The sequence below is a fragment of the Dactylosporangium salmoneum genome, from assembly GCF_039532525.1.
GTDB classification, from domain to species: domain Bacteria; phylum Actinomycetota; class Actinomycetes; order Mycobacteriales; family Micromonosporaceae; genus Dactylosporangium; species Dactylosporangium salmoneum.
The window spans coordinates 143,577-156,276 of sequence record NZ_BAAARV010000096.1; the positions used below are offsets into that span (position 1 = coordinate 143,577).

The following is a 12,700-nucleotide window of genomic DNA, read 5'->3' on the forward strand; positions in this document are numbered from 1 at the left end:
CGCGCCGCGGCACCCGATTTACACCAGGCGCAGCTGGCCCCCGGCGCGGGCGGCGGGCCCGAGGTTGCCGGTGCGGTGGTGGCGGCGGCACAGCACCTGGTAGTGCACGTCGGCCGGGCTGGTGTCGGGGACCGCGCCGTCGGCGGTGGTGTCGCCGATGACGACCTGGTCGCCCTCGCGGGCGATGACGCCGTCGACGACCCGGGCGTTGAGCAGCCCGGCCCGGCCGCACCAGCACAGCACCTCGACCTGGACCCGGGTGACCTCGTCGGCGAGCTCGAAGAGCCGCTGCGCGGCCGGGAACAGCGCGGTGCGGAAGTCGGTGGCCAGGCCGAAGGCGTAGACGTCGACGTCGGAGTTGTCGACGAGGTCGGCCAGCTGCTCGATCTGCTCGACGGTGTAGAAGCTGGCCTCGTCGCAGATGAGGTAGTCGACCCGGATGCCGCGGGCCCACCGGTCCCGCACGAGGTCGCGCAGGTCGAGGCCGGCCACGTCGACGGCGTCCTTGCCCAGGCCGATGCGGGTGCTGAGCCGGCCCGGGCCGGCCCGGTCGATGGTGGTCAGCACCATGCCGTGGCGGCCCTGGCGGGCGTGGTTGTAGTCCATCTGCAGCGCGAGGGTGGATTTGCCGCAGTCCATCGGGCCGTAGAAGAACTTCAGCCGGCCGCCGCGGCGAAGGCGGCTGTCGCCGGCGGCCACGCAGGCCGTTGGGTCGTCGTCGGTTGGTGTCACGGCGTGGAAGCCTACTGGGCGCCCATCTGCGCGAAGAGGTCGGCGGCTTCGCGCAGCGCGGCCGGGTCGCCGGTGCACAGCCCGAGGCCCTGCAGGGCGCGGGCCTGCTCGTAGCGGTAGCCCATGCGCTTGGCCTGGCCGAGCACGGCGGCGTGGACCTGGGCGGCGTCGGCGGGACGGCCGGCCAGCCGCAGGCCGGTGCCGAGGTCGTTGCCCGTGAGGCACGCCACGTGCGGCTCGAGCGGCTCGGCGGCCCGGTGGGCGGCGGCGAGCAGGGCCAGGCCCTCGCCGGGCCGGCCCAGCGCCAGCTCGGCCAGCCCGAGCCGGCTGCGGGCCAGGCACACCAGCGCGGGGCCGATCTCCGGGGACGGGTCGGCCAGCAGCGCCCGCAGCAGCAGGGCGGCGAGCCGGTGGTGGCCGAGGCGCTGATGGATGACGGCGAGCTCGAGGCGGGCGTTGGCGGCCAGCGACGGCAGCCGGTCGAGGCGGCCGACGGCGTGGGCGCGGCGGGCGACGGTGAGGGCCTCGCCGGTGCGGCCGAGCAGCTGCAGGATCGTGGCCAGGGACGTCCACTGGCCGAACGCCCAGGTCCGGTCGGCGCCGTAGATGGCGACCATCGACCCTTCGAGCAGGGCGAGGGCCTCGCGGAGGCGCCCGGCGTAGAGGTAGACGGCGGCGAGGTTGTTGCGGGCCCGGAAGCCCCAGTCCGGATGGCCGACGATCCGGCCGAGGTGGTGTGCGGCGTCGTCGAGGTGGCCGGCGCGGGCGTAGGCGGAGGCCAGGTAGTTGTGGGTCATGGCGGCGAGGTCGTCGTCGGCGAGGGCCTCGGCGCCGGCCAGGGCGCGGCGGTGCAGGTCGATGGAGACGTCGTTCATCGAGTTGCGGAACAGGTACCCCCACAGGGCCCGGGTCAGCAGCGCGCCGTGCCGGTGCCGGCCGAGCCGGTCGGCGAGGTGGACCGCGGAGATGAGGTTGGCGATCTCCCGGTCGAGCCAGGCGCGGGTGGCGGCCAGGTCCGCAAACGCGGGCGTGCCCGGCACGGCGGGGAGGCCGTCGACGGCGCCGCGGTGCCGGCGGGGCTCCCAGAAGCGGGTGGCGGCGGCGGTCGCGGCCACGTACCAGTCCAGCAGCCGGTCGGTGGCGGCGGCGTGGCCGGGGTCGGCGGCGGCGAGCCCGGCGGCGTACTCGCGCAGCAGGTCGTGCAGCCGGAACCGGCCCTCGGACGGCTCCAGCAGCAGGTGGGCGTCGACGAGCCGGCCCAGCGTCGCGGACGTCTCGGCGGCGGGCAGGCCGGCGAGGGCCGCGGCGGCGGGGACGGCGAACTCGCCGGAGGGGTGCAGCCCGGCCAACCGGAACAGCCGCCGGGCGGGCTCGTCGAGCTGCCGGTACGACAGCTCGAACGCCGCGTGCGCGGAGCGCCCGTCGACGGTGAGGTCCACGGCGGCCGGGCTGGCCCGCCGCAGCCGGTCGGCGAGGTCGGCGACGCTCCACGAGGGACGGTGGGCCAGGCGGGCGGCGGCGAGGCGCAGGGCGAGCGGCAGGCCGCCGCAGAGCCGGACGACCTCGGCGGTGACGGCGGGGTCGGCGGCGGCGCGCTCGCCCACGACCCCGGCGAGGAACCGGGCGGCGTCGCCGGGGTCGAGCACGTCGAGGGAGATGCCGTCGCCGGGTGGTGCCGTTGCCAGCCGCCGCCGGCTGGTGACGACGACGAGGCTGGCGCCGCCGGGGCCGGGCAGCAGCGGCGCGATCTGGGCGGGGTCGGCGGCGTTGTCGAGGATGACGAGCAGCCGCCGGTCGGCGAGCTCGCCGCGCCAGCGGGCGGAGCGCTCGGCCGGGTCCTGGGGGATGCCGGCCGGGTCGAGGCCGAGGTGGCGCAGCAGGATCTCGGCGGCGCTGTGCGGGCTGAGCGGGGGCCGTTCGCCGTGGGCGCGCAGGTCGATGAGCAGCCGCCCGTCGGGGTAGCGGTCGGCGACGAGGTGGGCGACGTGCACGGCGAGGGTGGTCTTGCCGACGCCGGCCATGCCGTCGACGGTGAGCACCGCCGGTGCCGGGGAGCTCCGCGTCGCCGCGGCGACGAGCCGGGCCACGACCTCGTCGCGGCCGGAGAAGTCGGCGACGTCGCGGGGCAGCGTCCACGGCGGCGCCGGGGACGCCGCCGCGCGCCGGGCGGTGGGGGCGCCGGGCTGCGGGTGGAGCAGGTCGCGGTACACCCGCTGCACCTCGGCGCCGGGGGTGAGCCCGAGCTGCTCGTCGAGGGTCGCGGCGAGGCGCCGGTAGACGGCGACGGCGTCGGCGCCGCGCCCGACCCGGGCCAGCGCCGTCATGAGCTGCCCGTGCAGGCGTTCCCGCAGCGGGTGCTGCTCGGCGAGGGCCGTGAGCCGGCTGATCAGCTCGCCCTGCAGGCCCAGCCGCAGCTCCACGTCGATGCAGTCCTCGAGGGCCGCGTGGTGGCGCTCCTCGAGGGCGACGGCGGCGGCCCGGACGCCGGGGCTGTCGACGTCGACGAGGGCGGGGCCGCGCCACAGGTCGAGGGCGTCGCGCAGCCGCGCCCGGGCGCCGGGGAGGTCGCCGGCGGCGATGGCGGCCCGGCCGGCGGCGGTGAGCCGGTCGAAGCGGAGGGTGTCGAGGTCGTCGCCGACGACGGCGGCGCGGTAGCCGGCGGTGTCGGTGTGGATGAGGCCGGGCAGGTGCCGGCGCAGCCGGGACACGCAGGTGTGCAGCTGCGCGCGGGCGGTGGCCGGGGTCGCGTCGCCCCAGACGGCGTCGACGAGCCGGGCCAGGGTGACGACCCGGTTGGGTTCCAGCAGCAGCATCGCGAGCACGACCCGGTCGCGGGCCGCCGAAATCTCCAGGCGACGCCCGGCGACGTCGACCGCGAGCGGCCCGAGCAGCCCGAAACGCACAGGGACGAACCTACAGGCGGGCGGGCGGGGTGTTGCCGGCCTGCTCGATGGCCCGCCGGATCGGCACCATCGCCAGCATCACGAAGCCGGCGGCGAAGAACACCAGCAGGGAGACGATCGCGACCCGGTAGCTGCGGGTCAGGTCGTAGGCGAGGCCGAACAGCAGCGGCCCGAGCCAGCTGGTGCCCTTGTCGGAGATCTCGTAGATGCCGAAGTACTCGCCCTCCTTGCCCTTGGGGATGAGCTGGGAGAACAGCGAGCGGGACAGGGCCTGGCTGCCGCCGAGGACCAGGCCGATGGCGCCGCCGAGGATCACGAACGGCACCGCCTGCTTGGCCGGCAGGAAGAACGCCACGACGATGACGAGCGTCCACAGCACGAGGCTGACCAGGACGGTCTTCCACGCGCCGATGGCCCGGGCGAGCCTGCCGAGCAGCAGGGCGCCGGCGAAGGCGAGGAACTGCACCATGAGGATCGTCGGGACCAGGACGCTGTCGCTGAGCTTGAGCTCCTCGGTGCCGTACTGGCTGGCCAGGGAGATGACGGTCTGGATGCCGTCGTTGTAGACGAGGTAGGCGGCGAGGAAGAACAGCGTCAGCGGGTAGGCCCGCAGGCCCCGCAGCGTGTGCCACAGCTGCCGGAACCCGTCGGTGACCGCGTTGCCGCCGCCGGTGAGGGCCTCGGCCTGCGGGGGCCGGTTGCGCAGCGCCAGCAGCGGGATGGTGGTGAACCCGGCCCACCACAGGCCGGCCGAGACCAGGCTGTAGCGGGCGACCTCGCCGGTGCTCATCCCCAGCGCGTCCTTCGACAGCACCGCCGCCACGTTGAGCAGCAGGAGTGTGCCGCCGCCGAGGTACCCCCACGCCCACCCGAAGCTGGAGACCCGGTCCCGGTCCTCCTCGTCGGCGATCTGTGGCAGGAACGAGTTGTAGACCACGATGGAGGCGCCGAAGGCGATGTTCGCGACGAGGAACAGCCCGGCGCCGAGCAGGTACCGGTCGCCGGTGAGGAACAGCATCGCGGTGGTGGCCGCGGCGCCGATGTAGGCGAACAGGGCCAGCAGCTGCTTCTTGTGCGCCGAGCGGTCGGCGATCGCCCCGGCGATCGGCAGGGCGAACACGGTGAGGAACACCGACAGCGACACCGTGTAGGGGAACAGGGCGCCGGGGGCGATGGACAGGCCGAGGGGGTGGATGACGGCGTTGTCACAGGCGTCGCCGTCGCAGCCGGCCGCCTTCTCGGCGATCGAGGTCAGGTACGGGCCGAGGAAGACGGTGATGACGGTGGTCTGGAACGCCGAGTTGGCCCAGTCGTAGAAGTACCAGCCGACCCGTTCCCGGCGCGTCGAGCGCACCGTCGACTCCTCTGGTTCCCGGCGCGTTGACTGCACGGTCGACCTTTCTGGCGTGTCAGGACCAGATGCCGCGGGCCAGATAGACGTCGCGGAGCACCTCGATGTGATCGGTCATGATGCCATCTACGCCGAGGTCGAGGAAGTAGGCGATCTCCTGCGGGTCGTCGATGGTCCACAGGTGCACGTGCAGCCCGGCCCGGTGGCAGTAGTCGACGAACGGCTTCGTGGCGAGGCGGATCCGGCCGTACCGCGGGGGAATCTGCACGGCGACGACGGTCGGCGCGGGCGTGTACCGGCGCCCGAGCCGGTAGGCGGCCCACAGCCCGGCGACCTCGCGCATGCCCATGGAGGTGGCCACGGCGGGCCCGGCGGTGCGGCGCATCCGGGCGAGCCGGGGCGAGGAGAACGAGGCGAGCAGGACCCGCTCGTGCACCTTGAGCCGCTCGACGACGTCCAGCGTCGGCTGTGCCGCGTGGTCGGTCTTCGCGTCGATGTTGAACCTGATGTCGGGGTAGGCGTCGAGGATCTCGTCGAGGCGGGGCACCACCGCGGCGCCGCCGACGCGTTCGGTCCGGAGGTCCGCCCACCGTAAGTCGATCATCCGACCCGGGCGTCCCAACAGCCGCTCCAGCGTGTCATCGTGGAACACGACCGCGACCCCGTCGGCGGTGGCGTGCGTGTCGGTCTCGATGTACCTGTACCCGAGGTCGGCCGCACGGGCGAACGCCGCTGTCGTGTTCTCGTCACCGGCCGACGCCCCGCCACGGTGGGCGAAGCCCAGCGGTCCTGGCGCGTCGAGGTAGGGGACCACCTGCTGTCTCACGCGGTCAGTATGCAGCGATCTTCGGTCAACTTTGCGCAACAGCGGGTTACGGCAGGCTTGACGGCCGACGCAGAGCGCGGAACGGCAAAGGTAGGGTGACGCACATGCGCGTGCTCGGCATCGACTTCGGCACGTCGAACACGGTCGCGATGGTCCGCACGCCCGATGCGCGGATGCGACCGCTGCTGTTCGACGGTTCCCCCTTGCTGCCCTCTTCCCTGTACTTCAACACCGACGGAAAGGTCCTGGTCGGCCGGGACGCCGAGCGCAACGCCCGGCTCGACCCGGCCCGCTTCGAACCGAACCCGAAGCGGCGCATCGACGACGGCGAGGTGTTCATCGGCGACCACCCGATGCCCGTGCCGCGGCTGTTCGCGCAGGTGCTGTCGCTGGTGAACACGGAGGCCCGCCGGCAGCTGGGCGCGGCGCCGGAAGAGGTGCGCATGACCCACCCGGCCCGGTGGGGGGAGCGGCGCCGGTCGCTGCTGGTCGAGGCGGCCCGCCTGTCCGGCCTGGGCACCCCGCGGCTGATCGCGGAGCCGGTCGGGGCGGCGTCGTACTTCACCGCCGTGCTGGGCTCCGCGGTGCCGGTCGGCCGGTCGCTGGCCATCTACGACCTCGGCGGCGGCACGTTCGACGCGACCGTGGTCCGGCGCACCCAGTCCGGGTTCGAGGTCCTCGCCGAGGAGGGCCTGCCCGACGTCGGCGGCCTCGACTTCGACCACGCCATCATCGAGCACCTCGGCAAGACGTACTCGGAGAGCCACCCGGAGAAGTGGGCGTCTCTGGCCAAGCCGACGGACGCCTCGGACCGGCGGCTGCGGCGGATGCTGTACGAGGACGTGCGCGGGGCGAAGGAGATGCTGTCGCGCACGTCGTCGACGGACATCCACATCCCGTCGATGGAGATCGACGCGCACCTGACCCGCGAGGAGCTCGAGACCCTCGTCAAGCCGTACCTGGAGCGCACGGTGCAGTGCCTGCGCCGGGCGGTCGACCAGGCCCGGCTGCAGCCGAAGGACCTCGTCGGCATTTTCCTCGTCGGCGGCTCGTCCCGCATCCCGCTCGCCGCGCACCTGATCCACTCCGAGCTGGGGGTGGCGCCGACGACGCTGGAGCAGCCGGAGACGGTGGTGGTCGAGGGGGCGCTGTGCATCGGCGCGGCGGTCGTCCCGCCGAGCCGCACGTCGGGCACGCCGCGGCAGGTGGCCCCGCCGCCGGTGCAGCAGCGCCCGGTGCCGGCGGCCCAGCACGCGCCGGTGTCGGCGGCGCCGATGTCCGGGGTGCCGGTGTCCCCGGCGGTGCAGCGCCCGCCGGTCGTCCCGCCCCGCCCGGTCCAGCCGGTGGTGCAGCAGCGCCCGCCGGTGCTGGCGCCGCAGCCGGTCGTGCAGCGCCCGCCCGTGGTGCAGCCGCAGCGGCCGGTCGTGGCGCCGCAGCCGGTCGTGCAGCCGCAGCGGCCCGGGCCGTTCCCGCCCCAGGCGGCCCGGCAGGCGCCGGCGCACCAGGGCGACGCCTCCGAGCGCAACTGGATCGCCGTGATCGTGGTGGTCCTGGCCCTGGTGGCGGTGCTGTTCGTGATCCTGCTCGTCGTCGCACTCAACTAGCGCTTTCAAACACAACGCGGCGGCGGTACCCCGGGAGGTACCGCCGCCGCGTTGTGTTGTTCCTACTGGGGCGCCCAGAAAGTGGCCAGGCTGCTGGTGGCCGGGTCCTCGGAGCCGAGCAGCAGGCTCCACGGGTCGGTGCCGGGCGGCACGTCGAGCCCGGCGTAGTCGGCCAGGCCGGACGGTTCGGCGGCGTGGTCGACGACGGCGGGGTCGAACGCGGCGGACAGGGAGTGGTCGGGGCCGCCGAGGACGTCGGCGTCGCTCCACGGGAACCCGTCGACGGGCTCGGGCGGGTCCTGCAGGTCCAGCTGCTCCGGGAACTGCGGCTCGTGCCAGGCCGGGTCGTCGCCGCCCGCGTGCACGTCGGGGTCGGTGCCGAACCCGGCCTCGTGCTGCCCGCCGGTGTCGTCGTGGCCGTCCTGGACGTCCAGGTGGTGGTCCACCGGGCTGTGGTCCTCGTCGTAGCCCGGCTCGCCGTGGTCCCCGCCGTCCGTGTCGTGCAGGGCCTGGTCGTACTCCGCGGTGGCGTGCTCGGTGCCCAGCGGCTCGTCGAGGTCGCCGCCGTGCTGGCCGTGCAGGTCGTCCCCGCCGGCGAGGCTGTGGTCCTCGCCGCCGAAGTCGTGGTGCCCGAAATCGGCGCCGTAGTCCTCGCCGCCGAAGTCACCGTGCAGGTCGTGCCCGGTGTCGCCGCCGAGGTCCGCGGTGTCGGCGTCGTCGCCGCCCTCCGACCAGTCCCAGTGCCCGTCCATCGGTCAAACCCCCTACGCCTCGGCCGGCGCTTCGCCCGCATCGCCAGGCGCGTTCGGGGTGAGCGCGCGGATGCGCACCAGCACCTCGTCGACCTGTTTGATGCGGGAGCGCAGGCCCTCCCGTTCCGTGTTGAGCGCCGCCTTGCGCTTGGCCCGCTCGGCCTTGTCCTCCGCCAGCGACTTGTCGATGTTCGCGATGTGCGCGTCGAGCTGCTTGAGCCGCCGCTCGATCGCCTCGTCCAACGCCAGGGTCAGCGCGTACTGCAGGTCGGTGAACCGGTGCATGATCTCGTCGGACAGCGCGGCCCGGGCCTCGCCGAGGACCTCCCGCAGCCAGGCGCGGGCCTGGGCCTTGTCCGCCATGCTCTTGCGCTTGAAGATCATGTAGGCGCCGGCGGCGAGGCCGAGGCCGACCCCGACGACGGGCAGGACCAGCCCGGCGCCGGCCAGCCCGACCGCGCCGAGCGCGCCGGCGCCGCCGATCATGCCGGGGATGCGGCTGGCCATCATCGCCATACCGGCCGAGGACATGACCACCATGGCCCCTTCGCCGCCCTGCTCGCGGCGCGGCTTGGTGCCCAGGGCGTGGCGCAGCCGCGCGTTGAGCCCGCGCAGCACGTGCTGCAGCTCGTGCGGGCTGAACACCTGCGCCAGGACCCGCTCGCCGACCTTGCGGAAGCGGAACTCGAGGTCGTGGGAGAGCCGCACGCTCAATGCGTACAGCGCCTTGTCGACCTCGGCGGGCAACTCCTGGATGTCGCCGCGGCCGCCCTTGTCGATCTTCTCCATGAACTGTTCCTGCAGCTGCGTCACGTAGTTGCGCAGCCGCGTGGTGGCCTCGACCCGGGCCCGCTGGGTCTCGGTCGACAGGGCCAGGGACCACTGCCGGGACTCGGTCCGCTTGCGGGTGGCGACCTGGGCCCGCTCCTCCTTGGCCCGCTCGAAGTCGGCCGGGTCGGGGTCGGTGGCCTTCATCCGGTCGCCGATTTCCTGGTCGACGCGGATGTACTCGGAACGCACCGAGCGCAGCACGTTGGCCTGCTGCAGCAGGTGCCCCTTCGACGCCAGGTCGATGAGGGCGTGCTGCAGCTCGGCGATGCGCGACTCGCGGATGAGCTCCCCGGCCGCCTCCTTCGGCATCTGCATCGCCAGCTCCGCCAGCCGCGCCGACACCGGGAACCACGGCGCCGAGGCGAACCGGGGCGCGTGGGTCTGCAGCTGGCCCTTGTTGTCGGCGAGGATGGTCCGCCAGCCCGGGTAGGCGTCGACCTTCGTCAGCGCGAACAGCACGAAGTTGACCTTCTTGCTGGCCTCGATGAGGAAGTTCATCTCCGGCTTGGAGAACGGGCTGGAGGAGTCGACGACGAACAGCAGCGCGGTGGCCTTCTCCACCGCGTCCATGGCCACCTCGGCGTGCATCGAGTCCAGGCCGCCGGTGCCGGGGGTGTCGATGAGCGTGAGGTACTGCAGCAGCGGCGCCGAGTGGTGCACCTCGATGCGCCGCGGGGGACGCATCCCGTCGGGCAGCCGGCCCAGCACGGTGCCCCAGTCGCGCAGGTCGCCCAGGCCCAGCGGCACGGGGTCCTCCCGGCCGGGGATGTAGGCGCGGGCGCCGTGCTGCGGGTTGTGCTGGAACTCCAGGTAGGAGGCGGTGGCCACGGCCGCGTCGACCGGGGACAGGTTCGGCACGCCGATGAGCATGTTGGTCAGCGAGCTCTTGCCGCGCTTGGTCTCACCGACGACGACGATGCGGGGCCGCTGCACGTCGCGGCGGCGCTCCTGGTCGATGTCGGCGGCCGCGTCCGGGTCGATCTTGCGCAGGTAGGCGAGGCTGCCGTCGACGCCGGCCTTGAGCAGCTTGCCCAGGGCGGCGGTCATGTCGGCGGGCTTCTTCGCCGCCTGCTGCCCGGCGGGCGGGTTGGAGGTCGAGGTCATCGTTGCTGCTCTCTGCGCGGCTGCTGGGCATTCGTGGGCTGCTGGACGGTCGGGAACTGGCCGGTGCCGCCGCCGGCGGCACGGGCGATCTGGAACACGGTGACGATCGGGGCCCGCAGGACCCGCCCGTCGCGGTCGACGTAGCCGGGGACCTCGACGCCGGAGATCTGCCCGTTGAGGCCGGGGTCGTTGGTCGGGGTGGTGCCGCCGGCCTCGTGGTGCGCCGGGTCGAACCGGACCCCGGTCGGTTCGAGGGTGGTGACGCCGGCCTCGTTGAGGGCGGCGCCGAGCCGGTCGCCGAGCGCCTTCGAGGTGACCCGGTCCCGCACGTAGATGGAGGCCTGCACGAGGGCCCGCCGGTCGGCGTCGGACTGCCCGCCGCCACGGGCCGGGGGCGCGGAGACCGGCGCGACGCCGGCCGCGCCGCGGCCGCGGGAGGCCAGCAGCAACAGCAGCAGCAGCGCGGCGCCGACGAACAGGGTGCCGACGAACGCGACCAGGGCCGGCTTGATGCCGAACGTCTCCTGGGCGGTGCACGCGGGGACCTGGACCTTATCGCCGGCCTGGCCGCCGGTCGGCGCCTCGCGGGGCGTGCCGTTCGACGGGTTCCCGGCGGGCGCGTTGACCGTGACCGTCCCGGCGGGACAGTTCGGGGCTCCGCCGATCAGGCCGACGGCCGCGCCGGTGAGCACCGCGATGATCATTGCGACGGCGACCGCGACGAGGCGCAGGCTGTTGGAGGACATCTTCGGCTCCTGGGGGTGGGGGCCTCGGCTATTGGCTGGGCTGATGGTGTCGGTGGTGAAGGAGTTGGTGCGGCTATCGGGCATTGCCGGGTCCTCCGCCGCGGATGCGCTGGGACAGCAGGTAGAACCCACGGTGGGCAACGAGCGCGACCCGGGACTGCGACGGGCTGGCCCCCGCGACGGCGTAGGCGCGCCAGCGGGTGGCGGCGTCCAGCGCGGCCCGGACCATCTGGTCGCGGTCGGCGCCGCCGAGGTTGAGGATCCAGCCGGGGTCGTTGGACAGCGCGAGCCGGGTCAGCTCGCCCTCCATCTGGTCGGGCAGGTCGACGGCGCCGGTGGTGACGAGCTGCGCGACCTCCAGCAGCCGCAGCCGGTGCGACTCGGGCTGCTGCAGGACCCGCTCGATGGCGTCGCGCAGCAGTTCCCGGTCCTGGGGCCGCTCGGCGTGGCTGGCGATCTTCTCCAGGCTCGACAGGGCCCAGCCGGCCTTGATGGCGTCGGTGCGCCACCGGAAGGCGTGGTCGAGGGTCTGGCGCAGCCGCGGGAACCCGGAGGCCTGGAACAGCATCCGGACCAGCTCGCCGGTGGCCAGCGTGGGCTTGGCGACGAGCTGGGCGATGGCGAAGCTGATGCCGTAGAGGTCCAGCAGCCGCAGGAGCCGCTCCCGCGACTCGCGGGAGATGGCGCACTCGCGGGACGTGAACAGGTCGACGGAGGCCAGCAGCACGGTCCGCTCGCCCTGGGGCAGGGCGGCGAGCTGGCGCAGGGCCTCGCAGTCGGCGGCGGTGAGCCGCCCGGCCTCGGTCGTCTCGGCGAGCAGCCCGACGACGGGCACGACGTCGGAGACGACCCGGCGCAGCACCTTCGACTGGTCGCTGGCCAGCGGCGCGACGATCGGCCACGGGTCCTGCCCGCCGCCGGCGAGCTTGTCGACCTTGTTGAACAGGCCCAGGGAGTTGATCGGGTTGCTCGACAGCCGGGCCGAGATCGACCGGAAGGCCTCCAGGGCCTGCACGTCGTCCTCACGCACCGACTGGGTGAACACGTAGATGATGGCCTCGGCGCCGGACAGGGCCCCGGCCGAGTCGGAGTCGAGGTCGTCGTCGATCGGCGCCTCGGAGAACAGGAACCGGCGGGCCTGGTCGGACACCGACGTGTTGGCGCTGGACAGGCCGGGCGTGTCGACGACGGTCAGGTCGCGCAGGTGGTCGCTGGTCAGGGTGACGTCGACGTAGGCGACCTCGTGGCGGGCCACGCCGAGCCGCTGCGGGATCATGCCGGCCTCGTCCAGCGGCAGGCTGACCCGGGCGCCGTTGCGCTTGACCACGTCGACGCGGTCGGAGGTGCCGTAGCGGAACTGGGTGACGATGCGCGTGCACTCGCCGACCTCGGTCGGCGCGACCCGCCGGCCGATGAGGGCGTTGACCAGGGTCGACTTGCCGGACTTGAGCCGGCCGGCGATCGCGACCCGCAGCGGCTCGCCGAGGCGCCGCCGCACGTCGACGACCTGGGCCTGGGCGGGGCCGCCGAGGCGGTTGCCGACCTCGCCGCACAGGTCGGCCACGCGGGAGCTCAGCGGTCCTGGAGCCACGGGGTCAGCTCCGCTTCGCCGGCGCGCACAGACTGATCACCGACTGCGCGAGGCCGGTGGGTTCAGCCACAATGCCGACGTACCCTCGGGTGTCCAAGGGGTGGACCTCGCTCATTATTCGCTCCTGGGTGCAATCAGTACCGTCATGTCACGCACGTACGGCACACACATTACGAATATCCTGCGCGCGCAGGATCCCATGTTCGTGCCAGGAATGGAGGCGACCCGTGCCTGAGGCACCGACTGATGAGCCTGCCGCC

At 73.8% G+C, this 12,700-nt stretch carries 9 protein-coding genes; 1 reads left to right on the forward strand and 8 read right to left on the reverse strand.

The window, feature by feature from the left end; genetic code table 11:
* Window positions 1-18 precede the first annotated feature (18 nt).
* From ABD352_RS47755 to ABD352_RS47770, 4 genes are read right to left on the reverse strand one after another with little or no spacing between them, the layout of a single operon-like run.
* Window positions 19-732, reverse strand: coding sequence for a thymidine kinase (locus tag ABD352_RS47755; protein ID WP_425553938.1), 714 nt, complete (start codon window positions 730-732; stop codon window positions 19-21).
* A gap of 11 nt (window positions 733-743) precedes the next feature.
* Window positions 744-3,635 carry an AfsR/SARP family transcriptional regulator gene (locus ABD352_RS47760; protein WP_344619278.1) on the reverse strand — a complete coding sequence of 964 codons (2,892 nt, stop codon included), beginning with the start codon at window positions 3,633-3,635 and terminating at the stop codon, window positions 744-746.
* A 10-nt stretch (window positions 3,636-3,645) separates the two neighbouring features.
* Window positions 3,646-5,025: an MFS transporter gene (locus ABD352_RS47765; protein WP_344619279.1), complete on the reverse strand. Its 1,380-nt coding sequence runs from the start codon at window positions 5,023-5,025 to the stop codon at window positions 3,646-3,648.
* Between the two features lie 19 nt (window positions 5,026-5,044).
* Window positions 5,045-5,812, reverse strand: coding sequence for a glycerophosphodiester phosphodiesterase family protein (locus ABD352_RS47770; protein WP_344619280.1), 768 nt, complete (start codon window positions 5,810-5,812; stop codon window positions 5,045-5,047).
* Window positions 5,813-5,916: 104 nt separating this feature from the next.
* Between ABD352_RS47770 and ABD352_RS47775 the strand changes: the two genes are divergently transcribed.
* Window positions 5,917-7,416: an Hsp70 family protein gene (locus tag ABD352_RS47775; RefSeq protein WP_344619281.1), complete on the forward strand. Its 1,500-nt coding sequence runs from the start codon at window positions 5,917-5,919 to the stop codon at window positions 7,414-7,416.
* A 62-nt stretch (window positions 7,417-7,478) separates the two neighbouring features.
* On the opposite strand, the gene ABD352_RS47780 is transcribed toward ABD352_RS47775, so the two are convergent.
* From ABD352_RS47780 to ABD352_RS47795, 4 genes are all read right to left on the reverse strand, one after another.
* A complete protein-coding gene (locus tag ABD352_RS47780) occupies window positions 7,479-8,168 on the reverse strand; it encodes a hypothetical protein (RefSeq protein ID WP_344619282.1) in 690 nt (229 codons plus the stop codon).
* Between the two features lie 12 nt (window positions 8,169-8,180).
* Window positions 8,181-10,103, reverse strand: coding sequence for a dynamin family protein (locus ABD352_RS47785; protein WP_344619283.1), 1,923 nt, complete (start codon window positions 10,101-10,103; stop codon window positions 8,181-8,183).
* Window positions 10,100-10,849, reverse strand: coding sequence for a nucleotide exchange factor GrpE (gene grpE, locus ABD352_RS47790; protein WP_344619284.1), 750 nt, complete (start codon window positions 10,847-10,849; stop codon window positions 10,100-10,102). The genes ABD352_RS47785 and grpE overlap by 4 nt, the downstream gene beginning before the upstream one ends.
* Before the next feature lie 73 nt (window positions 10,850-10,922).
* Window positions 10,923-12,440 carry a dynamin family protein gene (locus ABD352_RS47795; RefSeq protein ID WP_344619285.1) on the reverse strand — a complete coding sequence of 506 codons (1,518 nt, stop codon included), beginning with the start codon at window positions 12,438-12,440 and terminating at the stop codon, window positions 10,923-10,925.
* Window positions 12,441-12,700 lie beyond the last annotated feature (260 nt).

What these genes read in the sequence shown, in the direction of transcription:
- ABD352_RS47775 (WP_344619281.1), top strand. Translation starts at nt 5,917, where the DNA reads ATGCGCGTGCTCGGCATCGACTTCGGCACGTCGAACACGGTCGCGATG.
- ABD352_RS47780 (WP_344619282.1), bottom strand. Translation starts at nt 8,168, where the DNA reads ATGGACGGGCACTGGGACTGGTCGGAGGGCGGCGACGACGCCGACACC.
- ABD352_RS47785 (WP_344619283.1), bottom strand. Translation starts at nt 10,103, where the DNA reads ATGACCTCGACCTCCAACCCGCCCGCCGGGCAGCAGGCGGCGAAGAAG.
- grpE (WP_344619284.1), bottom strand. Translation starts at nt 10,849, where the DNA reads ATGTCCTCCAACAGCCTGCGCCTCGTCGCGGTCGCCGTCGCAATGATC.